Here is a 24,930-nt window from a genome sequence, read left to right as displayed (position 1 = left end):
GTCATGTACGTATGTGTGTGTAAAGCGGTCACCGATAGGCAGGTCAGGCAGGCAATTAGCCAAGGTGCGTGCAATCGCAGGCAACTAATGCAGTGCACGGGGGCGGGCGGTGTATGTGGAAAATGCACAGCCAGTATTAAAGCTTTACTGGATGAAAATACGCAGAATCGGAAGATGCACGCCCGAGTTCAAGTCCAAGCGGCATAGTTATTTAGAAAGCTGAGCTTATAGCAATATAAGACTTGTACTATAAAAAGACAGGGCGGTTGGACCGCCCTGTTGGGTGTGCGTTATTTAGCTGTAGCCGCAGGTTCGGTGGGTTTTACGTCTGCGTTAGGTGCGGCGCTGGCCGGTTCGGCCGGAGTGGTCTCCGCAGTAGGAGCTGGTGCAGCCTGATCAGCTGGCGCTGCTGGTTGAGCCTCTTCTTGCTTTGGCGGTGTCGGCGGCAGCAAGACTTCAACTTTGGCGTTTTTACGCAAATTTTCGATCATGGCTTGCGCTTTTTGGCGCTGTAACATTGGGCGAATTTGTTCTTTGACGGAATCAAATGGCGGTGGTGTCAAAGCTCTGGACTCTTCGCGCAGAATCACGTGCCAGCCAAATTGAGTTTGTACCGGTGTTTTGCTGAATTTGCCGTTCTCCAGTGCAACCACTGCTTCAGAGAATGGCGGAACCATACGGTCTGCGGTAAACCAACCTAAATCGCCACCTTCGGAGCCCATTGGATCGATAGAATGCTTTTTAGCCAGCGCGGTAAAATCCCCGCCTTTTTCCAGTTCTGCAATCAGTTTTTTTGCTTCGTCTTCGGTTTTAACCAAAATGTGACGGGCTTTGTATTCGCTGCCCATGTTAGCCATTTTGGAGTCATATTCCGCTTTGATTTCTTCGTCGGTGACCGGATTGGCTTTCAGGTAATCTTGTAACGCTGCTTGCGACAGCAAGGAGTTTCTGACAGTTGCCATGCGTTCGATCACTTCCGGCGATTTATCCAGTTGTTTTTGCACTGCTTGTTGAATCAGCAATTCGCGTTGAATCAGTTCTTCCAATAGCTGTTCTTTTGGGAATGTTTGGCCTTGGCTGCGTTCCGCAATTTCCTTTTCCAAAGTTTCCAAGGTTTTCTTGCTGATATAGGTGCCGTTAACCGAAGCAACCGCGTCCTCTTTGCTGACAGTCGGCGCTGCTGGTGCGGCGGCTTCCTTAGCTTTTTCTTCGAAGCAACCGGGTAACAATACGCTACTGGCTAGTATCAGGGGAATAAGTTTCAGTTTCATCTTAAGAATTTCCTTTAGCTGTTTTCAGAGGGGGTTAAAGCGTTAATGCCCAGGGCATGGATTTCATCCTTCATCATGTCGCCCAAAGCTTGATAAACCAGCTGATGTCTTTGTACCAGGGATTTACCTTCAAATTGAGTGGATATGAGGGTGACATGGAAATGACCGCCGCCTTTGTTGCCGGCATGACCGGCGTGCGCAGCGCTATGGTCGATGATTTCGATTAATTCTGGCTTAAAAGCTTCTTCCAGCTTTTGTCTGATATGGTCGGCTGTCATTGGGGAAATACTTGTTTGAAAGGTTTAACGGTAACACGAGCATATACGCCCGCGGAGATATATGGATCGGCATCGGCCCAGTCTTGCGCATCCTGCTGACTGGCAAACTCGGCAACAATCAGGCTGCCGCTAAATCCGGCGTCGCCGGGGTTATCACTATCTATCGCAGGATGCGGTCCGGCCAAAACCAAGCGGCCTTGGTTTTGTAATGCGGTTAATCGTTTCAGATGCTGTGGGCGGGCGGCCAGGCGTTTACTCAAGCTGTCCGCGACATCTTCGGCAATGATGGCATACAACATTACTCTTTAGCCTCTGGTGCGGGAATAAACTTATACAAGAACACTATTTGTACGGCAATAAAAATAAGCATCAGGCCTGGAACACCGAAAGTTTTAAAACTGACCCAGTCGTCGGTGCTGTAGTTCGCCATTACGTACAAATTTAAACAGCCGACTCCGATAAAAAACATGGACCAGCTCATGTTAAGGCGTTTCCAGATGCGATCAGGCAATTCCAGGTTTGCGCCCATCATGCGTTCTATGAAAGTCTTTTTGCCAACGAATTGGCTGACTAAAAATGCACCCCCGAATAGCCACTCAATTATGGTCAGTTTCCACTTAATGAATTGCTCGTCTTGTAAGTACAACGTTGCTCCACCCATGACCAAAATCAACCCCAGCGTAATCCACTGCATGGTTTCCACTTTACGATATAGCAGCCAATAGCTGATGACCTGCACAACCGTGGCGGCGATTACGACGGCGGTGGCAATGTAAATGTCGTACAGTTTATAAGCGACAAAAAATAGAACGATTGGGAAAAACTCTAAAAGCGGTTTCATGATTGGTGTTGAAAGATGGGAGGGAGTTAGACGTAAAGATCGATACCGGAAATGATCTCGGCAACCCGGTTTTGAGCGGGTTGATTGCGGTTTTCTGTGTAGGCGTTCAATGCTTTCAAGGTGCGCGAATTATTTGGTTGGTCGTTATTGCTTACGGTCAATCCGTTGTCCGCCAAAGCGGCCTTGATTTGAGCGGTTGACGATGTTTTAGCTAAATCAGGATTCTGCCGAGGTATCCCGGTTTCGTCATTATTAGGCTTTTGCTTTTGTTCAAGATTATTATCCGGCCGTGCGGCTCTCGGCTGGTTATAGCCGACCGGATAAAAAGCCAAGGATGAACTATGTATTGTGTTCACAAAGCGCGATTAGAGCCCAAGTATCAATTACTTCATTGTAGAATCTTTGGCTGCAATTGTACATGAACCTAACGGCTTTGCTGCTAAAATGCCGGTTTTAAAGGAGGATTTCATGATTCAGTCCAATAACGTCGAGCTGGAAGCCGCGGCTTTCAGAAAATTGCTGGTCCATTTGCAACAGCATCCCGAAGTCCAAAATATCGAACTGATGGTGCTCGCCGATTTCTGCCGGAATTGCCTGGCTAAATGGTATGCAGCCGCGGCAGCCGAGCGTGAAATTGACATCAATTACGAGCAAGCGCGGGAGATTGTCTACGGTATGCCGTACAGTGAATGGAAAGACAAACATCAACGCGAGGCCACGCCTGAACAACTGGCAGCGTATGACGCAAAGCAAAAATTGAAAGCACAACCATGACAGACGAAAACCGCTTCGATGCGATGTTCTCCAGCGTGATGGGTCAAGAATATCAAATGTTAAATTTGATCTGCCCATTTGCGACGGAAATGAGTCGCTTGGTCGGTGAAATTGTTGGCAATTACTGTGAGGAGCAAGGCAGGCCGCAGGCAGTGGTTGAGCTCGGGGGCGGCACGGGGATTACTACGCTGGCGATCCTGACCGCCGCGGACAACCTTAATATATTGAGTGTCGATAACGAACCCACCATGCAAAACCAGGCGAAGCAGAGTTTGCGCGATTGGGTTGCCGCGGGCAGATTGCGTTTTTCCGGCGAGGATGCGTTGACGGTGTTGCAGGGTTTAGCGAGCAACAGCGTCGATATTTTGGCGTCGGCATACACTTTGCATAATTTCCATAGCGATTACCGGCGGCAAGTGTTGGCAGAAATATATCGGGTATTAAAGCCGGGTGGAAAATTCGTCAACGGCGACCGGTATGCTTTGGATGATATTAGCGCGCATACCCGCAGCATTCAGAGAGAAGTCGGCGGCTACTTTAAGGTGTTTACCGAAATCAACCGCTTGGATTTACTCGAACATTGGATAGTCCATCTGTTTAACGACGAGTCGGAAAATCACGTGATGCGCGAATCCGTCGCGTTGGCGCAGATGGCTGAGGCGGGTTTTCGGGACATCGAATTGCAGCAACGCATGGAGGTCAATGCCTTGGTCACTGCGCTTAAATGATATTTTGTGCTGTACTACAAATCAGGATTTGCTGAACTGTGTGCAGCTTAAACGAGAAAAAACATGGCTGAATCGACTGCTAGTAAAAATAAAAAAACCTTGGATGCGTTTGCCGACGATCTGGATGCCATGCTTAATATTGGCGACCCCTCCGAACAACAGGTTGGCACGATAGATGATGACGAAGCCATTGATCGTTTGCTGGTGGGCGACGAGACATTCGAGCCGGATGCGCAACAGGAAATCGACGAGTTCGCGGATATCGATGAATTACTGAGTGCGAATGAACCTAAGGCTGCATCAAGTTTGGCAGACGATATTGACGAGTTTGGCGACGATTTGGCGGTTGATTTAGGCATTAATCCCGGACGCGAGCAGCAAGTAGTTGACGATGATTTTGTCGATATCGTCGATGCCGTCAATCAGCAGGACCTTTTGGAGGTGCCGGTTGATGACGTGTTTGAAGAAGTCGCGGAGTTAGAAAGGGTGGGGCAAATCGACGATTTCGCCGAGGACGCACCGGTGGCCGCAGTCGGTTTGCCGGAAACTGTGGTGGACGACCTGGAGAATATGGCTGAAATAGACGAGTTTTCCGATGACGCTGACTTGGCAGGCGGTAATGCCGATTTTCTAATTGCGGATTTCGATATTTCGGCTGATGACGAATATGCATCAGCAGCAACGCCAATTGTCGACGAGTTCGCCGATTTGGAGGAACCCGATAATAGTGTCCAACCAAGCGTGCCGGAACCGGAGCCAGATTTGGATCAGATATTGGCGGCGGCTGTCAGTGAGCAAGAAAACGAGGAAGAATTAGTCGTTGTCCAGGCTAACGAGCCGGAAGCAGCGCCGATTGCCGCAGCGGCCGAACAAGTTCAAGCAAGCCCGGTGCCGCAGGTACAAGTCATCGATCATAGCAGCGAAATTGCCGCTTTGAATCGGAATATCGTCGACCTCAAGAAGCATCAGCAGCAGATGCGCCACGATTTAACCGAGGCGGCGGGTAAAAATGAGCTGCTGGGTTGTCTGGATAGTCTGGAAAGCGTGCAGACCGAACAGAAGAAAACCAAACGGGCCGTGGAGGCCTTGGCGGCGAAAAAACCGGTAGCTGCCTATGTGGCGAACGGCATCGCGGTGGCGGCGCTGCTGATTGGCACTGGGTTAGGCATACAAGGCATGATTGCCAAGTCGCAAGTCGGCGAGTTGGTGACTATTATCGGGAAATTGCAGGAGCAAGTGAATGCCGCGCCCACCAGCGATGCCGCGGACAAGGAAATGTTGCGCAAACAGCTGGATGAATTGACGGTCAGCAATGGTGTGATGGCCACTCAGATCGCTGAATTAAGTAAGGCTGGGCATGCTGACCCGGGTGCGGCAAAGGCCAACGGTGATCAAGCCAAGCCTTCTGCCGAAATCAGCAGCCAGATCATGCAAATAGGCGCAACCATAGAAGCCTTGCAAAACAAGGTGAGTGCCTTGGAAAAAGGTCGAGCGCAAGCTGCCGCGCCGGCCCCTAAACCGGAGAAGAAAAAGCCGGAACCGGTGGAAGAAAATTGGGCGGTCAATTTAATTGCGTTTAAACAGGATTGGTACGCCAAGAGTAAAGCCCAAGAATTCGCGGGCAAGGGCGTCCCTGCCAAGGTAGTCAAAACCGAATCCAAGGGCGAGAACTGGTATCGTTTGTTTGTGGACGGTTTTAAAACCCAATACGAAGCGGCGGCTTACGCAGCAAAAATCAAGAAAACCCTTAATCTCGATTCGGTGTGGGTTACCCGCAATAAAGAATAGTCATGGATAATCAGAAACTGGTAGTTGCAGTATCGTCCAGGGCCTTATTCAATCTGGATGAATCGCATGCGATTTTCGAAACCCAGGGCAAGGAAGCCTTTTGTCATTATCAGATTGAACACGAAAACGAAATTCTGCCGCCGGGTTTCGGCTTTTCCTTGGTGAAGAAGTTTCTGGATATCAACAAAGCTTTTCCCGGTGCGCCGCTGGTGGAGATTATCCTGCTGTCGCAAAATAGCGCGGATACCGGCCTGCGTATCTTTAACTCAATCAACCACTACGATTTGGCGATTAGCCGGGCGGCGTTTACCAGCGGCGTATCCCCTTACGAATATATCCCGGCCTTCGGTGCGCATTTGTTTCTATCCGCCAATGGTGAGGATGTCAGAAAGGCCTTGGCTGCGGGCTATGCCGCCGCAACCATTGTCTCCGGAGCGGTAGCCAATCCTTCTCCGCAATTGCGGATCGCTTTCGATGGTGATGCGGTGCTGTTTTCCGACGAATCCGAGCGCATTTATCAGCAACACGGTTTGGCGGCTTTTGCGGCCAACGAGCGTAACGAAGCGCATAAGCCTTTATCGGACGGGCCATTGAAAGAGTTTTTAAGTGCTTTGCACCGCATTCAAACCCATTTCGATCAAGATTTGTCGCCAATTCGCACCGCATTGGTCACCGCACGGGCCGCGCCCGCGCACGAACGGGTCGTCAGAACCTTGCGGGCTTGGGGAATCAGGATAGATGAAGCCTTGTTTTTAGGCGGCATGCCCAAGGGGGCGTTTTTAAAAGCGTTTGGCGCCGATATTTTCTTCGATGATCAAAAAGGCCATTGCGATTCCGCGGAGTCCCATCAAATTGCAGCAGCTCACGTCCCGCATGGCGTCACAAATCAACACCGACCTTGAAGCGCACTAACCAGGGCGTACTTTCCACGCAAGCTTTCAAATACAAGGTGTTGCCGTATAGCAGTTTGATTTTACTGCCTACCGTGTATTTGCTGTTGGCTAACAACACTTCAGGTTGAGCGGTTTCCATCCCGATGACTATCGCTTTCTGGCTGTTACTGTCACCGGCATTTTCGATATCGTGGATGGTAATGTTGCCGATTATGGGTTCCAGCAAAATTAGTGTCACATCTTCATAGAGCGTTTGCTGGCGAACTATCACCAGTTTGGCGGGTTGCTGCTCCCGGCAAAGTAAGCCAATATCGCCTGTTGAACAATTGGGTGCGGGGCTTTCCGCTACCAGAAATTGTTTACTGACATTGCGCAACAGACTCAGACTGGTGCCATGCTCGGGAAAACTGATTAGCGAAGAATTTAACGGTTTGTAGAAGCTTTTTTCATGTTCCAACGGCACTAGAGACATATCGCGAGCCAGGGATCTTCCGCGCGATAACTGCGAGCTCAGGTTCATGATTTTCGATAATTTTTCTTCACCTTGTAGATGGGCGCTAACCGCAACGAAGCCCTCGAGTAAGTGTGCCGGCATCGGCGGGCCGATGGCCACCGATGCGAAAATATTGCTGTATCCCGTCAAGTGCAAGGCCAGTTTGGTTTGCATGTTTGAATTCAGTTCGGTCTCGATTTCGCCAAGTTGCAAGGCATGGCCGAAGTTCTGGCAACTGATGTACACCGAGCCGCGTGGCAATGTGCTGTTAGTACGCGGCATAGGGCTTGGTTCACTGCCCAGATTCCAAATAAAACGGCAATCCGGATTGGGTGTTTTGCTGATCTCCAGGCGATCCTGATGCCGACTGACCAACTGAAATAATTGACTGATTTCAGTTGTTGAATATTGGTTGGGTTTGCTGAGTGCAAACAATAGGTTGCGCTTGATGACTGCTTCAATGGTGCTTTGTAACTTGAATTCCTGCGGTTTGGACGAGACTGGCTTTTTTAGCAGTTGCAGTTCGCCGGCTATGGTGTAAAGCAGGCCGCTCTTTTTCCACAAGGTCGTGGACGGCATTTCGTAAAACAGCGCCGTGCTGCGCAGACAATACCCCGCGAGCTGCAAGGCATAAAATATCGCTTGTTGGGTTAGCGATGTATCGAGTTGTTTGGTCTCGACCGTGCGGCAAAAAGCCAGGCTCAAATGTCTGAGTAACTGGATGGCTAGTTTCGCAATTTTCAGCGCTTTGGTGTTGGTGGCAATGTCTGTTTCGGAACGCGCCGCGTTGGTCAAGCCATTGGATAAATGCAATGTCAGCGGGGTTAAGTTTACGAGTATCGGCAATACGTTTGCGGCTGTGCCGTTAAAGCGACTCAGTTGTTTAAGGACCAGATTCAACTGGTTTGCCGCGTTCGCCGCGGGTAGCGCGCTTAGTGAATTAATCCATCCGCCGAGGGATTCCGTTGACAGCTCAAAAGGCAGTGATGCGTTATCGGTCATGTACTTGCGAGTTAAGATGTGTTGAAAACATAAACTCAGTTTAGTTCAGATTGACGGCTATAGGCAGTTGCCGATTTTACGAAACCTCGGCAGCTGCATAAAATGCCGATTCCATCGAATAAACACAGCAGAGTAATGAAGCGAATATTGAATTGTAAATGGGAACTTGCCGCCCCCGTTTTTGGAGCATTGCTCACCATGGCCTTTGCGCCATACGATTATGCTTACGCCGCAATCGGCGCTTTAGCTTTTATTTACTGGATTTGGCAGCGGCAGGCGCCGAACAGGGCTGCTCTTAGTGGTTATTTGTTCGGTTTGGGCTTGTTCGGATCGGGGATTTGGTGGACGTATATCAGTATTCACGATTTCGGCGGCGGCGACCCGTATAGCTCGATAGCGTTGACGGCTCTGCTGGTAGCGGTTTGGGCCTTATTTCCGGGCTTAACCGGCTGGTTTATCGCCAAAACCTCAATCTGTTCCGGGGCTTGGCTACGCATAATAGCTGCCGCTATTACTTGGGTAGCCGTCGAGTATTTTCGCGGTTATTGGTTGTTGAACGGTTTTCCGTGGTTGCAAATCGCTTACAGCCAACTATCTACGCCGTTGGCCGGTTACGCTCCACTGGCCGGGGTTTATGGGGTCGGGTTTTTGTTGGCGGTATCGGCTTTTTCCTTAGTCGAATTAGTGCGTGGCAAATTGCCGGCTTTGCCGGGGCTGCTGGTTTTAGGGGTAATTTGGGCAGGCGGAGGCTATTTGCAAACGGTGGCGTGGACTCAAGCCGTCGGCGCGCCGATCAAGGTCACCTTGGTGCAAGGCAATATCGGCCAGGATCAGAAGTGGCAGAAAAATCAGAAACTCAATACACTCAGACTATATCAGGAACTTACCGAACAGCATTGGGATTCCGACGTGATTATCTGGCCGGAAACCGCAATTCCGGCCTTTCTGTCGCAAGTAAAAGAGTTCTACATCGATCCGCTACAAACTGCCGCGCAAGCGCATGGGGTTGACTTGGTGGTTGGGCTACCCAGTAGCGGGCAGGGTAAGGATTATTACAACAGCGTCATGACCTTAGGCGAAAAACAAGCCCTGTATCATAAAAATCACTTACTGCCATTTGGCGAATATTTACCGCTTCAGCCTTTATCGGGTTGGGTATTGGATAAATTGCAAATACCGCTGGGCGATTTCGCGGCCGGTAGCGACCGGCAAACGTTGTTGACGGCGGGCGGTCATGCGTTTGTCACCACGATCTGTTATGAAGATGCCTTCGGCGAGTTGGTTGCCAGGCAAGTGGCGGATGCAGCGTATATCGTCAATATGACTAACGACGCTTGGTTTGGCGATTCCTCACAGCCGCATCAACACATGCAAATGGCGCAAATGCGGGCGTTGGAAACCGGCCGCTATCTGGTTCGCGCGACCAATACCGGTGTGACCGGTTTTGTTGGTCCGGACGGGGCATTACGTAAGGAAGCGCCTTTGTTTACCACCACGACTTTAACCGATTATATAGTGCCGATGCGTGGTCTTACGCCTTACGTCATCTTTGGCGACAAAGGTTTTTTCGGGCTCTTGGCGGTATTGCTGCTGGTGACGTATGTCAGGCATCGCAGATTCGATGCGGGTATTGCCAAACAAGGCGTTGAAGCCGTTTAGAAATGTGGTGCTTGATTTAGAAAACATCCCTCATCAAAAGCTCTTATGATCCTCAAGCACTGTAAATCCTCAATCCTGATTAGCACACTGACCTTGGCTTCCGGAGCATCCCCCGCTGAACCAGTTTTAGAAACGCCGGCATTCTGGTTGGAATCTGGGCAAAACCGTATCGAGGCGGCTGAGCAACTGGAATCTAATCGAGCATTCGCCAAAAACGTCATTCTGTTCATTGGTGACGGTATGGGCATCTCGACTATTACCGCCGCGCGTATTCTGGAGGGGCAGCGCAAACCCGGCAATCGCGGTGGCGAGGAGAATTCGCTGAGTTTCGAAGCCGCGCCGTATGTGGCGCTATCGAAAACCTATAGCGCCAATCAGCAAACTCCGGATTCTGCGCCGACCATGTCAGCGATTATTACCGGTGTGAAAACCAATGATGGCGAATTGTCGTTGCATGCAGGTGGCTCGCCAGGAAAAGAGTGCAGAGGTCGTCAATACCTATAAGGTGAAAACCTTGCTAGAGCAAGCAGAGGAAAAAAGCCTATCAACTGGCGTGGTCTCTACTGCCCGAGTTACGCATGCCACGCCGGCTGCTTGTTACGCCCACACCTCTGAACGCGATTGGGAGTCCGATGCGCAAATTCCTGCGGGCGCCACCGTTCGCGATATTGCCAAACAATTACTGGATTTCGAATACGGCAATGGCCTGGAAGTGGCGTTGGGGGGCGGGCGTAGCATGTTTTTGCCTGAAACGACACCGGATCCGGAAGATAATGATAAGTTTGGTAGCCGCAAAGACGGTGTCGATTTAACCCAGCGTTGGTTAACCCAGTATCCGAAATCCGCCTATGTCTATAACAAAGCCGGCTTCGATGCGATAGATCCTAAGCAAACCGAGCATTTGCTGGGGCTGTTCGAACGTTCGCATATGGAATACGAGCATGATCGGTTTGGTGACAAGGGTGGCGAGCCGTCTTTGACCGAGATGACCGAAAAAGCCATAGAGATATTGTCGAAAAATAAAAAAGGCTATGTGCTGATGGTGGAGGCGGGCCGTATCGATCATGCCCATCACGCCGGTAATGCTTATAGAGCTTTGACGGAAACCATCGAGCTCTCTAATGCGGTACGCAAGGCGTTGGAAAAAACCAATCATCAGGATACGTTAATCATAGTTACCGCCGACCATAGCCATACCTTCACCATCGCCGGCTATCCGCAACGCGGTAATCCGATCATGGGCTTGGTAAAACAAACCGGCGAAACCGGTTTTGCCAAAGACAGTAACGGATTGCCTTACGCGACGTTGGGATACGCCAACGGTCCGGGTTATCGAGGTCAAAAAGGCCGCCCCGATCTAAGCGCCGTCGATACCACGCATCCCGATTTCCTGCAGGAAGCCGTTGTACCGCTAGGCAGTGAAACTCACGGTGCCGAAGATGTGGCCATTTTCGCGTTCGGTCCCAAAGCGCATTTATTTCATGGCGTACAAGAGCAAAGTTACATCTATCAAGTGATGGCGCATGCCTTGAAGTTTAAAGCCGGGCGGTAAAGTCTCACCAATCGTGAACACGGGATTCTCGGCGCAATTTGGGCTGCAGATAAGGCATTAAGACCGATTAAGCGTAACGAGCCAACTATGTCGGCAAATTTAAAAATTCATGGCAAATTAGCGCGTGGCCGGATTTGCTCGGGCCACTAATAATGCAATCTTAATTTACACATAATCTAGATTTAAGGAAGTCTGAATAAAGTACCGACATACGAATCTAGCTTAGACGGTTATAAGGAAAAATTATGGACAATTTAAAAGCGATACCAATAACCAGCAATACAGACGGCAATTATTGCGACCACTCTAACTTGACCATGGAATTCGCCTATGGGTCGCCAACCGGGAATTTTATCTGTACGGAATGCGGGCGACTGTTATCTAAATCGACGTACCGACAGCCGGCATTTGTCTCAAGTAGCGTGCCAATAAAAACCATGCCGCCTTCAATATTACCCATATTTATAGTTTAGATACGTGCACGAGAAAACCACGAATACAAAAAAGCCGGGTATTGTTCCCGGCTATGATTGTCTAGTTGACAATTTAATGCGGTTTTGAAAACTGAATAGATCGGTCTGACTGATATTAAATAAAATTATCTTCCTATCTCAACGTCACGCCATGCCTCAACGGCGAATTCCGCCAATTCTTTGATTATTCCAAGTATGAATAACGCAAGACCATAAGTAAGTCCGGCGAGTATCAGTACTGCAAGTATTTTCATAAGACCTCCCAAAAGCTATCGGCTGGACCGATTCTGCCACCTTTTTGCTAAAACTCAACAGCGTGTTGCTCACTCTCGTAGATGGCGTGCTTCCGAAAAATTGGACAAAATCATCCAAAACAAACCCTTGGTTCGCTTTCTTAAAGTCAATTAAATTTTACAAATTTATTCATTTGAACTGCCATAGCTTGGTGGTGGCGCTATGTTTGTGCAATCAAACGATCTCGTCATCAGCCTAACAGATTAGCTTTTGGCTTTGGCGCGTCGACGTATGGGGCAAAGATAAGCGATCTTTTGCGTTACTGACCAAAAATGTCAGGTAACTGTCACTTATGGCAATACTGCGCTGAAAAAATTTTCTTATTTACGCAGATCGTTCGAGCAGGCGAAGGCCATTCCGTTGCCAGAAAATGGTGTGATATTTGCTCTGTACCTCTTGCCAAATGTTAGCAACCTACATTTTCGGTACGACTAGTTACTTTTCTGAGCAGTATTTGTAAGCTAACGAATTCAATTGCTTGTGAGGATTAGACAAGCTTCAAATTAGGGAATTACGATGAAAACTAAATTCGGTAAATCCAACTCGCTTAAAACCCGTGATGCTGGTTTTCAAGCAAATCCAATATATCTTTACGAAATTGACCTCAGAGTCCAAACGGTAAATTGGTTGAAGCAAGAGACCCAGCAATTGAAAAATAGATTGAAAAAATATGAGTTATAACTAAATCTGGTGTACGGCCCGACTTGATGAAAGGTGGCGCCCTCTGCTGAAATGAGATTGTCGAGATCGAATAACAGCAAAATGAGAGACGCCATGAACAAAGATAATGCAAAAGACTGGAATAATGCCAGTGGGATTAACGATCCTTTGACGGATTTGTTGAAGACGGGTGCTAGAGCCTTGATCGAGTTATAACTAAATCTGGTGTACGGCCCGACTTGATGAAAGGTGGCGCCCTCTGCTGAAATGAGATTGTCGAGATCGAATAACAGCAAAATGAGAGACGCCATGAACAAAGATAATGCAAAAGACTGGAATAATGCCAGTGGGATTAACGATCCTTTGACGGATTTGTTGAAGACGGGTGCTAGAGCCTTGATCCAACAAGCCGTTGAGGCGGAGCTACAGGCTTTTCTGGGCGAATACGCCAAGGTTACCGATTTACGGGGCCGGCAAACCGTGGTGCGTAATGGCTATTTGCCGGAGCGGGAGATCGTGACGGGCGTGGGTAACGTGACGGTCAAAATCCCCAAGGTTCGAGACCGTTCCGGCGGCAGGATCAAGTTCAACTCGTCGCTGGTGCCGCCGTATGTTCGCAAGACAAAACGGGTGGAAGCGGCCTTACCCTGGCTGTATTTGCGCGGCATTTCCACCGGCGACATGCAGTCGGCCTTATCGGTGTTGCTGGGTGACGATGCCAAAGGCTTGTCACCTGCCGTGGTTAGCCGCCTGAAAGCCCAATGGGCCGAGGATTATCTGGCCTGGAATCGGCGAGATTTATCGAAGGAGCGCACTGTGTATGTCTGGGCCGACGGCATCTATTCGACCCTGCGTGGCGAGGATGATCGGCTGTGCCTATTGGTCATCATCGGAGTCAACGAACAGGGTGAAAAGCGCTTGCTGGCCTTATCGGACGGTTATCGGGAATCGAAAGCCTCGTGGCTGAGTGTTTTGCAGGATTTACAAACGCGAGGTCTACAGGACGCGCCGAAACTGGCTACCGGCGACGGCGCTTTGGGTTTCTGGGCAGCCATCAACGAAGCTTGGCCCACCACACAACACCAGCGCTGCTGGGTGCATAAGACGGCGAATGTGCTGGCGACGCTACCCGATTCAATCCAAGGCAAGGCCAAGGCGGGGCTGAAAGAAATCTGGATGGCGGAAACCAAAGCCCTGGCCAATCAAGCCTTCGACACGTTCTTGCGTGACTTTGAAGCCAAGTACCCCAAGGCGGTGGGCGTGTTGGAAAAAGACCGTGAATCGCTATTGGCCTTTTACGACTTTCCCGCCGAGCACTGGATACACATTCGGACGACAAATCCGATCGAATCCAGCTTTGCGACGATTCGCCATCGGACCACCCGCACCAAGAACTGCGTGTCCCGCAATACCTTGTTGGGCTTGGTGTTCCAATTGGCGTTAACCGCCGAGAAGAGTTGGCGCAAGATACGCGGCTTTAAACGATTGCCGGATGTGATTGAGGGCATTCGTTTTCAGGACGGCATGGCTGTCATTATGGAACCGGAGAAAACAGAAGAAACACAGCAGATGGCCGCCTGATTCAAATCAGCCATACACCAGATTTGACTATTTCTCGCCTTGATCCAACAAGCCGTTGAGGCGGAGCTACAGGCTTTTCTGGGCGAATACGCCAAGGTTACCGATTTACGGGGCCGGCAAACCGTGGTGCGTAATGGCTATTTGCCGGAGCGGGAGATCGTGACGGGCGTGGGTAACGTGACGGTCAAAATCCCCAAGGTTCGAGACCGTTCCGGCGGCAGGATCAAGTTCAACTCGTCGCTGGTGCCGCCGTATGTTCGCAAGACAAAACGGGTGGAAGCGGCCTTACCCTGGCTGTATTTGCGCGGCATTTCCACCGGCGACATGCAGTCGGCCTTATCGGTGTTGCTGGGTGACGATGCCAAAGGCTTGTCACCTGCCGTGGTTAGCCGCCTGAAAGCCCAATGGGCCGAGGATTATCTGGCCTGGAATCGGCGAGATTTATCGAAGGAGCGCACTGTGTATGTCTGGGCCGACGGCATCTATTCGACCCTGCGTGGCGAGGATGATCGGCTGTGCCTATTGGTCATCATCGGAGTCAACGAACAGGGTGAAAAGCGCTTGCTGGCCTTATCGGACGGTTATCGGGAATCGAAAGCCTCGTGGCTGAGTGTTTTGCAGGATTTACAAACGCGAGGTCTACAGGACGCGCCGAAACTGGCTACCGGCGACGGCGCTTTGGGTTTCTGGGCAGCCATCAACGAAGCTTGGCCCACCACACAACACCAGCGCTGCTGGGTGCATAAGACGGCGAATGTGCTGGCGACGCTACCCGATTCAATCCAAGGCAAGGCCAAGGCGGGGCTGAAAGAAATCTGGATGGCGGAAACCAAAGCCCTGGCCAATCAAGCCTTCGACACGTTCTTGCGTGACTTTGAAGCCAAGTACCCCAAGGCGGTGGGCGTGTTGGAAAAAGACCGTGAATCGCTATTGGCCTTTTACGACTTTCCCGCCGAGCACTGGATACACATTCGGACGACAAATCCGATCGAATCCAGCTTTGCGACGATTCGCCATCGGACCACCCGCACCAAGAACTGCGTGTCCCGCAATACCTTGTTGGGCTTGGTGTTCCAATTGGCGTTAACCGCCGAGAAGAGTTGGCGCAAGATACGCGGCTTTAAACGATTGCCGGATGTGATTGAGGGCATTCGTTTTCAGGACGGCATGGCTGTCATTATGGAACCGGAGAAAACAGAAGAAACACAGCAGATGGCCGCCTGATTCAAATCAGCCATACACCAGATTTGACTATTTCTCAAAAAATATCCGGCTGTATAACGTGTTAAACGCCCAATGTACGGCCCTAATCGGATTGGTTACCGTTTACGAGGAATAGTGTTGGCGGGATAATTTAGGTGTATTAGCTCAGACCTGATCTGACAGTTACCGTTTTTGCGGGGTGTCTGTCAGATTAGATTTGGTTCAGATTTTTTTGAGCCCAAATCTGTTTTCCATCCAGCAAGGTATCCATCGGCGTTCTGCCGTTGCACATTTTGCCCTGATGAGTTCGATCATTGTTGTAATAAACCAGCCATTCGTCCAGATCTTTTTGGAGTTCATCCAGGTCGCTATAGAGCTTTTTGCGGAACGTGACCTGATAGAACTCCTGCAAGATGGTCTTGTGGAAGCGTTCGCAAATCCCATTGGTTTGCGGCGACATGGCCTTGGTTTTGGTCTGGTCGATGTCGTTGATCGCCAGGTATAGCTGATAATCATGCTGTTCGACCTTGCCACAATATTCTGTGCCGCGATCCGTCAGAATGCGTAGAACGGGTAATGCGTTGGCTTCATAGAACGGCAATACTTTGTCATTCAGGATGTCCGCGGCAGTAATCGGCGTTTTGGTGGTGTACAGTTTGCAGTGAGCGACTTTGCTGTAGGTGTCCACGTAAGTCTGCTGGTAAATCCGCCCAACCCCTTTGAGGTTGCCAACGTAAAAGGTATCCTGCGAACCCAGGTAACCGGGATGGGCTGTTTCGATTTCGCCGCAGGCTTGATCATCCTGCTGCTTTTTCTCCAACGCCGCAATCTGCGCATCGCTCAGCATTAACCCTTCGGCGGCTACCTTGGCTTCCAGTGCTTTAAGCCTCTTTTTAAAGTTCTCCAGGTCATGCCCGTAACCAGATGGAGCGAACGCCGCTGCCGGATACGAATACCCCTTGTTTACGCAGTTCATGACTGGTTCGATGCTGTCCATGCGCTGGCCACTCAACCGCATAGGCTTTCACTGCTAGCTCAATGCTTTCATCGACGCGATTCTTCAGATTCGGAGACCGGCGGTTTTTGTCGATTAAGGCATCAATGCCACCTTCGGCCACAAGCTCTTGATAACGATAAAACGTATCGCGCGAGACACCCATCACCTTGCAGGCTCTGGAGACGTTATTCAGTTCTTGGGCTAAATTTAACAGCCCCGCTTTGTGTTTAATGATCGGATTGTTTGTATGGATCATGAGAGTTACCTTTTGTGTTTTGTGTAAGGATTCGACACCCCTATCAAAACCGGTAACTCTCATCTTTTCAAGTCGATGTGTCAGATCAAGTCGTGACTAATACAATTTAGGCCGACAGTGAGTCTACATAACCCTGCTAGAGCATAGGCACCAGATCCAACTCAAACATAATCGCGTCCTCGCGACCGTTTTTGGCTGGATAATAATTCTTACGGGTGCCGATTTCGCGAAAACCGGTTTTTCGATACAAATTGATGGCGCCAGGATTACTGGGGCGCACCTCAAGGAATATTTTCTCAGCGCGGGGCCGGGCGTATTCGATTAAGTGTTCCAACATTTTGCGGCCGGCTCCCTGGCGTTGAAAGGTGGGGTTGACGCTGATGTTCATAATGTGAGCTTCGCCAGCAGCCACATTGATGATGCAGTAGCCTACGATATTGTCATCTGGCGCCTCGCAAACCCAACTGGTGTAAGTCATGGTGCGGAAACAATCTTTAAATATCCCTTCCGACCACGGAAATTCGTAATTTAACTCTTCTATCTTCAAGACGCTGGTTAAATCAGCATGATCCATTTTGCGTATCCGCATTAAGTCTTTGCTATCTACCGAGTCTGGAAACACCTTGGCGTAAAACTCGCGGTCCGCGTCGTAAATCACTGCATCTTTCAGTTTATGTAACAGTTTCCACATGGTTTTATTTTTCTAGTTTTTGATAGACCGACAACGCAAACTGCAAGTCGCTCCAGGCTTTAGCCTTTTCCAGTAGCGAGCGCAATAGGTAAGCCGGATGATGAATGACAATCAGCGGAATATCGTGTAATAGGTGCTGAACGCCGCGTAATTTTGCCAGAGGTTGTTGGGTGGTTAGCAAGCTTTGCGCAGCAATCCGGCCTACCGCCAAAATTATTTTCGGTTGTATCAATTCGATTTGCTGCTGCAGAAAGCGATGGCAGGCGGCGACTTCTTCGGCTTGCGGATCACGGTTATTCGGCGGCCGGCATTTCAATATATTGGCTATATAGACTTCTTCCCGCTTTAAGCCTATCGCCCGCAACATTTCGGTTAATAATTGGCCGGCTTTGCCGACGAACGGTTCGCCTTGTAAATCTTCATTCTGCCCGGGCGCCTCACCAATCAGCATCCAGCTTGCTTGTTTATTGCCGACACCGAATACGGTTTGGGTGCGGGTTTTACACAGCGAGCAGGCTTCGCATAAAGAAACCTCGTGTTGCAGGTCTCTCCATATTTGATCGTTGGCGGGGGATGATGGCGACGAAGCAGAATGTCGCGGAAATTCGATATTAACGGTTTCGATGATGCTTGATACCGTTTGCTCGGAAGGCTCAACTTCGTGGGCTGCAAAGGGGGTAGCTGGTACTACGTGTTCGATTGGACTTTCACAATGAACGGCCGCTTGCGGAACTGCGATGGGTAGACGCCTAGGTGTCCAGACGTCAATGCCCATCGCCTCCAAGTACTGCAAGCGGGTCGCGTTATCCATGGTGGCTCAAAAATCAGACATCGCCTTTTTGCGGATGCTGACGTTGGTCGGGCGTTTGCAGTTTGTTAACCGCGTTAATGTAAGCCTTGGCCGAGGCGATCACGATGTCGGTGTCAGCGCCGGAGCCGTTAACGATACGGCCGGCATTTTCCAGTCGGACGGTGACTTCACCCTGAGCATCCGTGCCGGTGGTGATGTTGTTAACCGAGTACAACGCCAAAGTCGCGCCGGTTTTCACTAGGCTTTCTATCGCTTTCAAGCTGGCATCCACTGCACCACCGCCTTGCCCGCTGCCGGTGACTTCCTTGCCATCGACACGTATCGTGACGGTGGCGTTAGGGACTTCGCCGGTTTCGGAACAGACTTTCAAGGCGACTAACTTGATGTGTTCGTCTTCAGCTTCGAAGCCTTGCTCGGAGATTAAGGCCTGCAAGTCTTCGTCGAAAATATCGTGCTTTTTGTCGGCCAATTGTTTGAAGCGGAAAAAGGCATCGTTTAAATCGGCTTCGCCGGCAAAGTCCACGCCCAGCTCTGCCATTCGGGTTTTGAAGGCGTTGCGTCCGGAATGTTTGCCTAAAACCATGCGGTTGGTGGTCCAGCCCACATCCTCGGCGCGCATAATTTCGTAAGTCTCGCGGTTTTTCAATACGCCGTCTTGATGAATGCCGGATTCGTGGGCAAAAGCATTGGCGCCGACGATGGCCTTGTTAGGCTGCACCGGAAAGCCGGTGATGGATGACACCAGTTTCGAGCATGTGACAATCTCGCGTGCATCCAAGCCGGTATCGCAGCCGAAGAAATCCTGGCGGGTGCGCACCGCCATCACCACTTCCTCCAAAGAGGCATTGCCCGCGCGTTCGCCCAAACCGTTGATCGTGCATTCTACCTGCCGCGCGCCGTTCATCACCGCCGACAAGGAGTTGGCAACCGCCAAGCCCAAATCATTGTGGCAATGTACTGAGAAGATAGCCTTGTCGGAATTGGGGATGCGCTTGATCAAATTGGCGATAGTCGCACCGAACTGCTGAGGCATGCTATAGCCGACCGTGTCCGGGATATTAAGTGTCGTCGCTCCGGCATCGATCACAGCTTCCAGGATTCGGCACAAGAAATCTTCTTCCGAACGGCCGGCATCTTCCGGGGAGAATTCGACGTTATCGGTGTACTGGCGGGCGCGCTTTACTGCCCGAACTGCGTATTCGATGACCTGATCCGGCTGCATATTCAACTTCTTTTGCATATGGATCGGCGAAGTCGCGATAAAGGTATGGATGCGCGAGCTGTTTGCGCCTTTCAAGGCTTCGCCAGCCCGGTCGATGTCTTTGTCCAGCGCCCGCGCCAAACCGCAAACTGTGCTGTCTTTAATCGCATCGGCGACTGCTTGCACTGCTTCGAAATCGCCTTGGCTGGCGGCTGGAAAGCCGGCTTCGATGACGTCGACTTTCATGCGTTCCAGTGCGCGGGCAATACGGACTTTTTCATCGCGGGTCATTGAGGCGCCTGGGCTTTGCTCACCATCGCGCAAAGTTGTGTCGAATATAATTAATTTATCTTTCATGAGAACTCCGTTCATGAAATGTTCGGCGCTGAGGCCGAGGAACAGAAAAGGGTGGTATTGTTTAAATGAGGATAGAGTGCGCCCCTCAGGGCAGCAATCTTAAAGACAGGCCGAACAATTGTCTGCCAATGGCTGGCATGAACACTAAGTGACTATGAAATTCGTTTTTCTGATTGTTCATGGTTAGAAACTATACTTGATTGCCGACTGAGGCTCAAGCTCGGTATATTATCATTGGTGTCACAGAGGCAAAGCGGCTCGGTCTGGCTAGCGATAATCGGACTTTTGACGCCGAATCTGGAGCAGTTTTTTTAAAATATATGAAGTTTGCCAAGTAGTATGCGGTGTGTTTAAATTTTGAATAGGGCCTAGATTTAAGGCGTTTGCCAAAAGAACTGTTTCGCAGCAGGAGACTAAATGAATAATATCTGGATGTATTGGGAAAACCAGCAGCCGGAATACATAAGATTATGTATTCAAAGTGTCAAGGAAAAGAAAGGAAATCTTACGTTGCACCTGCTTGACCAAAACACTGTTCAACAGTATTTGCCCGATCTTCGTCCAGAATGGTTTAAATTAAGAAAAGCTGCGCATAAGGCTGATTACATCAGGACTCGGCTGGTTTATCAATACGGTGGCATTTGGCTGGATTGCGATATGGTGGCATTGGATGCAATTGAGCCGCTTATTGATTTTCCGGAGAATTATGATTATGCATGCCAGGATGTCGGCTCCAGCATAGGTTGTTTTGTAGGGAGGCCCGGATGTAAAGTTCTGGAGAAAATAATTCAGGAACAGGACCGGATAATTGACGAAAAAAATATTTATTTTGAATGGAATGACATCGGCAATAATTTGCTGAAAAAACACGGAAAAGACTATCCATATTATAGATGGGACGAATGGGTTCTGGACGAAATTTACGGTGGTAAAAATATTAAGTTAATTTCCAGGCACGAAGAAATAGCAGATAACGTCAGTCATAATGCGGTGGTATTTCATCTGTGCAATGAAGACTCGGGTATTTTGTTCAAAAAATATTTAAGAGATTCGCGGTTGTTGACCTCAAATATGCTGGTGTCAAAAATCTTTAGAAAATCGTTCGGGATTGTTGAAGCGCCAAGTAGAAGCCCCGATTTGATTGAGTTTTTTCGGGATTACAACTTCAAGCAACAGCTCAATATTAGGAACATCATGCGAAAATCAAAATCCTTGCTAGGTAAGGTCTTCTAGATAGTGTCGTCATAAGATAGTCGTCCAAAGTGCGACACAGCGGATGTGTATCTGCCAACAGATGTAGAGCATCCAGCCCATCGATCAAGGTTGAATCCTGTGAACAATCTGCTGTGGTACCTGCCGTAACAAGTATTCTGACCGGCATACCATGCGCATCTACGGCCAAATGTCTCTTACTGTTGAGCCCTCTTTTGTGAGCCCCATGTCCTGATTGCAGCCTTTGGCTCCCGCCGCATGCGGATGAACCTTGATGTGGCTGGCATCGATCATCAGCCATTCATAATTGGGCTCAGTCACCAGTTGCTCTAACAACGTTTCCCAAATGCTGTTATCTCTCCAACGACAAAAACGGCGATGGGTGTTTTTCCAATTGCCATAGTCGGGCGGCAAGTCGCGCCGGTGCGTAAAATCCAGAAAACCGCATTGATAAACAAGCGGTTATCACGCGCTTTGCCACCCCAAGCGCCTTCGCGTCCAGGCAAGTGGGGTTCCAATAATTGCCAAACGCGATCCGATATATCGTGTCGGCGATGCGCTGCTTCTAGCATCTTTTTCCTTCAGAATTATTAAGATAGTCCGATTATCTCATAATCTTGTGACGGCACTATCTAAGGACTACTGCCGTTTCGGAGGAAGAGTTTCTAAATTTTTAGATATTTCCTGAAGTTGGCACAGCGTCAAACTGCATAGCGACGTTGGAAATCCAAAATATCAGCTAAGTGGGCGGTATAAGCCTCTATCAGGGCTTGCTGTTTGCATTGGTAATGCTGCTTAATTTCTTCCGGTATCTTGTGCTGAAAAAAAGTGTCTAAGGCATCTAGTAGTACCAGGGAGTTTTGAATATCCCCCATGTCGGTGCAAGAGTTTTGCAGTTTTTTCAAGTAGTCTATCGGTAGGTCAAGAAATTTAGCGGGTACGGCGAGCAACGTGTAGCGGAATTTTTTGGCAGCGATACGCAGGTGATGGAAGCTGGCAAGATCAGCTGGATTAAGCGCTTGATAGCGGCCAACAACCTCAGCATACATGGCGTCGACTACGCTTTGGATCGCCACTCTCAAATCCGTACCGGCGATCTCGGTTTTAAAGCGTTTGGCGGCTTTTTGGATTTTGCGTCGCGTCTTCGTTCGATAGATAGCGACGATATGCGCCCTGCTGTTTATCAATAGATGTTGCTCGCGCTGATGTATAAAAGCCAGGAATGGTTCTAATCCCGGCAATATCGCCATGGATCCGGCCGCCTCGAACAGCATGACTTGCGTGTCTCGCAATTCGTCGAAACCGTCGAGTTGCTTTTTCAAAACTTTGCGAATGCTTAGTAATGTGGGTTGTGGCTCCAAGGCATGTAGCAATTCTATCAGCGCCAGCAAGCGCCGGGTGCTAATGCGTAATTCGTGGACGTTATCTTCGCTGGCGGTTTGGCGGCAGGCTTTCAAGTGTTTGCGATATTGGCGCCAGTGTCTTTCCAAGGCGTCGAGCAACGGTTTGCCGCCGGTATTTTTCATCCGCTAACTTTTACGGCTTTGCAGCTTACGTTTGCGCAAAACCAAGGTAACTATAGGGCCGGATATGGCATAACCGACCGATAGCAGGAACAGCATTCGCTGTGGTTGCGCCATTATGAAGCTGATAACCAGCATCGCGATAATGGCAACGATGAATGGCACCTTGTTTTTAAAATCGATTTCTTTGAAGCTGGAGTAACGGAAGTTGCTGACCATTAGCAAACCGGTAGTGATGGTGGTTAGTAATACCAGATACTTGATGTTTTCCACGTCATAACCGTTTTCCACGCAGAACCATAATCCACCGGCCAAAATAGCCGCCGCTGCCGGGCTGGGTAGGCCTTGAAAATAGCGTTTGTCGGCCACTTCCACTTGCGTGTTGAAACGCGCCAAACGTAACGCTCCACCGGCCATATGCACAAATGCGGCGAACAAGCCTGCTTGGCCCATGGTGGATAGAGTCCACAAATACATGACAATAGCCGGAGCAACGCCAAACGAAACCATATCGGACAAGCTGTCGTACTGCACGCCGAATTCGCTTTGGGTGTTAGTCAGGCGGGCAACTCGGCCGTCCAAGCCATCCAGTACCATCGCAATGAACATGGCAATCGCCGCTGTTTCGAAACGGCCGTTAATTGCCGAGGTGATTGCATAAAACCCGGCAAACATGGCGCCCGTGGTGAACAGATTGGGCAATAAGTAAATGCCACGATGACGAGTAAGCGGTTGCTTCTTGATCATAATGTGTCTACAAAGGTTGAAAAGTTGGCGGCATTGTACATGCTGAATATGACAGATGCTTAACTAATGTGGCCCGTTTCGTGGGTATGAGAGAAGGCTTGTGATTATTGAGATTGTAGCCCGTATGCCGCGTAGCGATATACATCGGTGATGTATTGCCACTATTGATAACGTTTGATTTTCAACCTGGATTTCCGCTGCGCTTCATCCAGGCTACGCTGACTGTCACGTTGACCGGAAGGTTAGGCCAATTTCTGGGGCGGGAAGTCTTCATATGACTTTGGAAAATAGCCCCAGATTCGTGCGACATCCCCCTTTACCTCATAATCAAAGCCAATGCTGGAAAGTTTTGAAGCAATCTCAGTGCTGTGATCAATAATCCTGGGCGGCGTTAAATGCCCCATGAATTTATGCTGATGCAGCCCAATATCAAACCACTCTACGCCAACAAATGGAAATGGCAGATGGTAATGCCACTCGGAATCCCATTCGGAGATATGACCATTTATCCATTTACTTCTATACGAAGGCCGCCAGCCCGGCTTTTGCCGAAAGTAATTGATTAATTCATTCCACTTTGTGTCATTGGCAAGTGCGCCAAAATACTTGCATTTAGCTTGGAAAATGATCTTGTCTCGGTCAGAACCAAGCGGTGTTGCCGTGGCGTCGGGAAGTTCGCGCATCGAATTAGCCTACCGTAATGTTAATCGGCGCGGCGCTGTTTGCCGCGTCCGGTGGAATAAAGTGCTATATGCATGCTAACCAAATAATTAATTGCCACGGCTGCTGTTCATTTTCATTTACCTCAAAACTTCCAAACCACCAACGCCTGCGGCACCCTGTCAAGTAAGCCCTTAATCCCGTATTTATTATGCCAATACTGGTATTCGAGGCCGATATACAAATGGTTGCTATGGCCCCATAAGTCGCCGAGGTCTAATCTAAGTTGCGGTTGCGCCAGAGCTTGGCGGGCGGCGGTGTGGTTATGGTCGATGAAGTCGGCAAAGCCTTCAAAGCTCCATTTTGTACCGGCAATTTCGAACGGCAGTTTCCACGCCGGGGTAATCTGCCAGGAGGTGCCGATGTCGGCGGTTTCGGTGACGCGCTGCCGTAAAAAGTCGATGTTGAAATAGTCGAAGCCCGGCAGGTCAAAATCAACGGTCACGCCATAAAGCCACGCGCGAAAGCCGCTGCGCGAGCTGTTCATGTTTTCCCCGAGGTTGACGCCGGCGGTTACGCCGAAATCTTTGAAAATGCCGTAAGACAAATCCAAGCCGATGACTTTACCGAGGCTGAAGGTGCTGTATGCCTCGCCGTAAAGATTGGTTTGCGCGGTTTGGCCGGATTCGGTAAACAGCGTATCCATGAAGAAGAAATTGCGGCCGTAAGCCCAGCCGTGGGCATGCGTGACGGTGATGATGGACTGGCTGACGTTGTTGGGGTTGAACGGTTCCTGGTAGTTGCCGCCATGCAGATATTGGATCTCGCTGTTACTCCATTGCAAGAATTCAGCGGGGCAGGGCTGGGCCAAGGCTGCGGTGATGATGCCGAGATAAAGCGGGTTGAAGCGAGTATGATCGGGCATTTGGCAAAATCCAGCGGGCAAAAAAAAGCCCATCGTGTAGATGGGCTTTAATCCTAGCCG

At 49.8% G+C, this 24,930-nt stretch carries 25 protein-coding genes and 3 pseudogenes; 12 read left to right on the top strand and 16 right to left on the bottom strand.

What is annotated here, in order from left to right; all coding sequences use genetic code 11:
• Window positions 1–3: 3 nt before the first annotated feature.
• Complete coding sequence (locus ACR02O_RS20115; protein WP_458138134.1) at window positions 4–207, top strand: (2Fe-2S)-binding protein; 204 nt, start codon at window positions 4–6, stop codon at window positions 205–207.
• An 83-nt stretch (window positions 208–290) separates the two neighbouring features.
• Here ACR02O_RS20115 and ACR02O_RS20110 read toward each other — a convergent pair whose 3' ends face one another.
• Genes ACR02O_RS20110 through ACR02O_RS20090 form a run of 5 tightly spaced genes read right to left on the bottom strand, consistent with a single transcriptional unit; the run spans window position 291 to window position 2,746 of the window.
• On the bottom strand, window positions 291–1,271 hold the full coding sequence (locus tag ACR02O_RS20110) for a peptidylprolyl isomerase (RefSeq protein ID WP_415880105.1): 981 nt from the start codon (window positions 1,269–1,271) through the stop codon (window positions 291–293).
• Between the two features lie 14 nt (window positions 1,272–1,285).
• Window positions 1,286–1,549 (bottom strand): BolA family protein, encoded by a 264-nt coding sequence (locus ACR02O_RS20105; RefSeq protein ID WP_020482975.1) that lies wholly within the window; start codon window positions 1,547–1,549, stop codon window positions 1,286–1,288.
• On the bottom strand, window positions 1,546–1,848 hold the full coding sequence (locus ACR02O_RS20100) for a YciI family protein (protein ID WP_494522292.1): 303 nt from the start codon (window positions 1,846–1,848) through the stop codon (window positions 1,546–1,548). Before ACR02O_RS20100 ends, ACR02O_RS20105 begins: the two co-directional genes overlap by 4 nt.
• A complete protein-coding gene (locus ACR02O_RS20095; protein ID WP_033158845.1) occupies window positions 1,848–2,390 on the bottom strand; it encodes a septation protein A in 543 nt (180 codons plus the stop codon). The genes ACR02O_RS20100 and ACR02O_RS20095 overlap by 1 nt, the downstream gene beginning before the upstream one ends.
• Before the next feature lie 26 nt (window positions 2,391–2,416).
• Window positions 2,417–2,746, bottom strand: a complete 330-nt coding sequence (locus tag ACR02O_RS20090; RefSeq protein ID WP_494522291.1) for a hypothetical protein — start codon at window positions 2,744–2,746, stop codon at window positions 2,417–2,419.
• Window positions 2,747–2,858: 112 nt separating this feature from the next.
• Between ACR02O_RS20090 and ACR02O_RS20085 the strand changes: the two genes are divergently transcribed.
• The 4 genes from ACR02O_RS20085 to ACR02O_RS20070 all read left to right on the top strand — a co-directional run bounded on the left by ACR02O_RS20085 (window position 2,859) and on the right by ACR02O_RS20070 (window position 6,582).
• The gene (locus tag ACR02O_RS20085; RefSeq protein ID WP_171696314.1) at window positions 2,859–3,164 is read left to right on the top strand and encodes a DUF1244 domain-containing protein; all 306 of its coding nucleotides are present in this window, start codon (window positions 2,859–2,861) and stop codon (window positions 3,162–3,164) included.
• The gene (locus ACR02O_RS20080) at window positions 3,161–3,892 is read left to right on the top strand and encodes a class I SAM-dependent methyltransferase (RefSeq protein ID WP_494522290.1); all 732 of its coding nucleotides are present in this window, start codon (window positions 3,161–3,163) and stop codon (window positions 3,890–3,892) included. The genes ACR02O_RS20085 and ACR02O_RS20080 overlap by 4 nt, the downstream gene beginning before the upstream one ends.
• A 63-nt stretch (window positions 3,893–3,955) precedes the next feature.
• Complete coding sequence (locus ACR02O_RS20075; RefSeq protein ID WP_494522289.1) at window positions 3,956–5,680, top strand: SPOR domain-containing protein; 1,725 nt, start codon at window positions 3,956–3,958, stop codon at window positions 5,678–5,680.
• Window positions 5,681–5,682: 2 nt separating this feature from the next.
• Complete coding sequence (locus tag ACR02O_RS20070; protein ID WP_033158850.1) at window positions 5,683–6,582, top strand: 5'-nucleotidase; 900 nt, start codon at window positions 5,683–5,685, stop codon at window positions 6,580–6,582.
• Here ACR02O_RS20070 and ACR02O_RS20065 read toward each other — a convergent pair.
• Entirely contained in the window at window positions 6,560–8,068 is a 1,509-nt protein-coding gene (locus ACR02O_RS20065) for a cyclic-di-GMP receptor FimW-related protein (protein ID WP_033158851.1), read from the bottom strand. The two genes, ACR02O_RS20070 and ACR02O_RS20065, sit on opposite strands and share 23 nt — an antisense overlap.
• A 102-nt stretch (window positions 8,069–8,170) precedes the next feature.
• On the opposite strand from ACR02O_RS20065, the gene lnt reads away from it, so the two are divergent.
• Genes lnt through ACR02O_RS20050 form a run of 3 tightly spaced genes read left to right on the top strand, consistent with a single transcriptional unit; the run spans window position 8,171 to window position 11,279 of the window.
• Window positions 8,171–9,727 (top strand): apolipoprotein N-acyltransferase, encoded by a 1,557-nt coding sequence (gene lnt / locus ACR02O_RS20060; protein ID WP_494522288.1) that lies wholly within the window; start codon window positions 8,171–8,173, stop codon window positions 9,725–9,727.
• 45 nt (window positions 9,728–9,772) lie between these two features.
• Window positions 9,773–10,231, top strand: coding sequence for an alkaline phosphatase (locus ACR02O_RS20055; protein WP_494522287.1), 459 nt, complete (start codon window positions 9,773–9,775; stop codon window positions 10,229–10,231).
• Window positions 10,182–11,279 (top strand): alkaline phosphatase, encoded by a 1,098-nt coding sequence (locus ACR02O_RS20050; protein ID WP_494522286.1) that lies wholly within the window; start codon window positions 10,182–10,184, stop codon window positions 11,277–11,279. The genes ACR02O_RS20055 and ACR02O_RS20050 overlap by 50 nt, the downstream gene beginning before the upstream one ends.
• A 598-nt stretch (window positions 11,280–11,877) precedes the next feature.
• On the opposite strand, the gene ACR02O_RS20045 is transcribed toward ACR02O_RS20050, so the two are convergent.
• Window positions 11,878–12,006, bottom strand: coding sequence for a hypothetical protein (locus ACR02O_RS20045; protein WP_020482963.1), 129 nt, complete (start codon window positions 12,004–12,006; stop codon window positions 11,878–11,880).
• 556 nt (window positions 12,007–12,562) lie between these two features.
• Here ACR02O_RS20045 and ACR02O_RS20040 point away from each other — a divergent pair.
• The 3 genes and pseudogenes from ACR02O_RS20040 to ACR02O_RS20030 form a co-directional block, all read left to right on the top strand.
• Window positions 12,563–12,727 carry a hypothetical protein gene (locus tag ACR02O_RS20040; protein ID WP_494522285.1) on the top strand — a complete coding sequence of 55 codons (165 nt, stop codon included), beginning with the start codon at window positions 12,563–12,565 and terminating at the stop codon, window positions 12,725–12,727.
• A gap of 288 nt (window positions 12,728–13,015) precedes the next feature.
• Entirely contained in the window at window positions 13,016–14,287 is a 1,272-nt protein-coding gene (locus ACR02O_RS20035) for an IS256 family transposase (protein WP_494521800.1), read from the top strand.
• 39 nt (window positions 14,288–14,326) lie between these two features.
• A pseudogene (locus tag ACR02O_RS20030) lies at window positions 14,327–15,511 on the top strand (IS256 family transposase); the annotation flags it as partial.
• Window positions 15,512–15,701: 190 nt separating this feature from the next.
• Here ACR02O_RS20030 and ACR02O_RS20025 read toward each other — a convergent pair.
• From ACR02O_RS20025 to ACR02O_RS20010, 4 genes and pseudogenes are all read right to left on the bottom strand, one after another.
• A pseudogene (locus ACR02O_RS20025) lies at window positions 15,702–16,743 on the bottom strand (IS481 family transposase).
• 136 nt (window positions 16,744–16,879) lie between these two features.
• Window positions 16,880–17,434, bottom strand: coding sequence for a ribosomal protein S18-alanine N-acetyltransferase (gene rimI, locus ACR02O_RS20020; protein ID WP_458138124.1), 555 nt, complete (start codon window positions 17,432–17,434; stop codon window positions 16,880–16,882).
• 4 nt (window positions 17,435–17,438) lie between these two features.
• A complete protein-coding gene (locus ACR02O_RS20015; protein WP_494522284.1) occupies window positions 17,439–18,245 on the bottom strand; it encodes a uracil-DNA glycosylase in 807 nt (268 codons plus the stop codon).
• Window positions 18,246–18,258: 13 nt separating this feature from the next.
• Complete coding sequence (locus ACR02O_RS20010) at window positions 18,259–19,803, bottom strand: 2-isopropylmalate synthase (protein WP_033158855.1); 1,545 nt, start codon at window positions 19,801–19,803, stop codon at window positions 18,259–18,261.
• Between the two features lie 417 nt (window positions 19,804–20,220).
• Between ACR02O_RS20010 and ACR02O_RS20005 the strand changes: the two genes are divergently transcribed.
• Window positions 20,221–21,036 (top strand): capsular polysaccharide synthesis protein, encoded by an 816-nt coding sequence (locus ACR02O_RS20005; protein WP_458138122.1) that lies wholly within the window; start codon window positions 20,221–20,223, stop codon window positions 21,034–21,036.
• A gap of 49 nt (window positions 21,037–21,085) precedes the next feature.
• Here the strand turns inward: ACR02O_RS20005 and ACR02O_RS20000 are convergent.
• From ACR02O_RS20000 to ACR02O_RS19980, 5 genes and pseudogenes are all read right to left on the bottom strand, one after another.
• Window positions 21,086–21,587 (bottom strand): annotated as a pseudogene (locus ACR02O_RS20000) (IS5 family transposase); the annotation flags it as partial.
• A gap of 129 nt (window positions 21,588–21,716) precedes the next feature.
• Complete coding sequence (locus ACR02O_RS19995) at window positions 21,717–22,541, bottom strand: CHAD domain-containing protein (protein WP_458138121.1); 825 nt, start codon at window positions 22,539–22,541, stop codon at window positions 21,717–21,719.
• Window positions 22,542–22,544: 3 nt separating this feature from the next.
• The gene (gene pssA, locus ACR02O_RS19990) at window positions 22,545–23,285 is read right to left on the bottom strand and encodes a CDP-diacylglycerol--serine O-phosphatidyltransferase (RefSeq protein ID WP_033158857.1); all 741 of its coding nucleotides are present in this window, start codon (window positions 23,283–23,285) and stop codon (window positions 22,545–22,547) included.
• 242 nt (window positions 23,286–23,527) lie between these two features.
• The gene (locus ACR02O_RS19985; protein WP_458138120.1) at window positions 23,528–23,968 is read right to left on the bottom strand and encodes a DUF6678 family protein; all 441 of its coding nucleotides are present in this window, start codon (window positions 23,966–23,968) and stop codon (window positions 23,528–23,530) included.
• A 122-nt stretch (window positions 23,969–24,090) separates the two neighbouring features.
• Window positions 24,091–24,870: an outer membrane protein OmpK gene (locus ACR02O_RS19980; RefSeq protein WP_458138119.1), complete on the bottom strand. Its 780-nt coding sequence runs from the start codon at window positions 24,868–24,870 to the stop codon at window positions 24,091–24,093.
• Window positions 24,871–24,930 lie beyond the last annotated feature (60 nt).

Source organism: Methylomonas sp. PHL2-19 (assembly GCF_059331595.1).
Note: the sequence above shows the minus strand (reverse complement) of the source record. Positions and strands in the feature narration are given on the sequence as shown.

Excerpts from the sequence above, each read along its gene's own strand:
- ACR02O_RS20115 (WP_458138134.1), top strand. The coding sequence starts at position 4 with ATGTACGTATGTGTGTGTAAAGCGGTCACCGATAGGCAGGTCAGGCAG.
- ACR02O_RS20110 (WP_415880105.1), bottom strand. The coding sequence starts at position 1,271 with ATGAAACTGAAACTTATTCCCCTGATACTAGCCAGTAGCGTATTGTTA.
- ACR02O_RS20105 (WP_020482975.1), bottom strand. The coding sequence starts at position 1,549 with ATGACAGCCGACCATATCAGACAAAAGCTGGAAGAAGCTTTTAAGCCA.
- ACR02O_RS20100 (WP_494522292.1), bottom strand. The coding sequence starts at position 1,848 with ATGTTGTATGCCATCATTGCCGAAGATGTCGCGGACAGCTTGAGTAAA.
- ACR02O_RS20095 (WP_033158845.1), bottom strand. The coding sequence starts at position 2,390 with ATGAAACCGCTTTTAGAGTTTTTCCCAATCGTTCTATTTTTTGTCGCT.
- ACR02O_RS20085 (WP_171696314.1), top strand. The coding sequence starts at position 2,859 with ATGATTCAGTCCAATAACGTCGAGCTGGAAGCCGCGGCTTTCAGAAAA.
- ACR02O_RS20080 (WP_494522290.1), top strand. The coding sequence starts at position 3,161 with ATGACAGACGAAAACCGCTTCGATGCGATGTTCTCCAGCGTGATGGGT.
- ACR02O_RS20075 (WP_494522289.1), top strand. The coding sequence starts at position 3,956 with ATGGCTGAATCGACTGCTAGTAAAAATAAAAAAACCTTGGATGCGTTT.
- ACR02O_RS20070 (WP_033158850.1), top strand. The coding sequence starts at position 5,683 with ATGGATAATCAGAAACTGGTAGTTGCAGTATCGTCCAGGGCCTTATTC.
- ACR02O_RS20065 (WP_033158851.1), bottom strand. The coding sequence starts at position 8,068 with ATGACCGATAACGCATCACTGCCTTTTGAGCTGTCAACGGAATCCCTC.
- lnt (WP_494522288.1), top strand. The coding sequence starts at position 8,171 with ATGCCGATTCCATCGAATAAACACAGCAGAGTAATGAAGCGAATATTG.
- ACR02O_RS20055 (WP_494522287.1), top strand. The coding sequence starts at position 9,773 with ATGATCCTCAAGCACTGTAAATCCTCAATCCTGATTAGCACACTGACC.
- ACR02O_RS20050 (WP_494522286.1), top strand. The coding sequence starts at position 10,182 with ATGCAGGTGGCTCGCCAGGAAAAGAGTGCAGAGGTCGTCAATACCTAT.
- ACR02O_RS20045 (WP_020482963.1), bottom strand. The coding sequence starts at position 12,006 with ATGAAAATACTTGCAGTACTGATACTCGCCGGACTTACTTATGGTCTT.
- ACR02O_RS20040 (WP_494522285.1), top strand. The coding sequence starts at position 12,563 with ATGAAAACTAAATTCGGTAAATCCAACTCGCTTAAAACCCGTGATGCT.
- ACR02O_RS20035 (WP_494521800.1), top strand. The coding sequence starts at position 13,016 with ATGAACAAAGATAATGCAAAAGACTGGAATAATGCCAGTGGGATTAAC.
- rimI (WP_458138124.1), bottom strand. The coding sequence starts at position 17,434 with ATGTGGAAACTGTTACATAAACTGAAAGATGCAGTGATTTACGACGCG.
- ACR02O_RS20015 (WP_494522284.1), bottom strand. The coding sequence starts at position 18,245 with ATGGATAACGCGACCCGCTTGCAGTACTTGGAGGCGATGGGCATTGAC.
- ACR02O_RS20010 (WP_033158855.1), bottom strand. The coding sequence starts at position 19,803 with ATGAAAGATAAATTAATTATATTCGACACAACTTTGCGCGATGGTGAG.
- ACR02O_RS20005 (WP_458138122.1), top strand. The coding sequence starts at position 20,221 with ATGAATAATATCTGGATGTATTGGGAAAACCAGCAGCCGGAATACATA.
- ACR02O_RS19995 (WP_458138121.1), bottom strand. The coding sequence starts at position 22,541 with ATGAAAAATACCGGCGGCAAACCGTTGCTCGACGCCTTGGAAAGACAC.
- pssA (WP_033158857.1), bottom strand. The coding sequence starts at position 23,285 with ATGATCAAGAAGCAACCGCTTACTCGTCATCGTGGCATTTACTTATTG.
- ACR02O_RS19985 (WP_458138120.1), bottom strand. The coding sequence starts at position 23,968 with ATGCGCGAACTTCCCGACGCCACGGCAACACCGCTTGGTTCTGACCGA.
- ACR02O_RS19980 (WP_458138119.1), bottom strand. The coding sequence starts at position 24,870 with ATGCCCGATCATACTCGCTTCAACCCGCTTTATCTCGGCATCATCACC.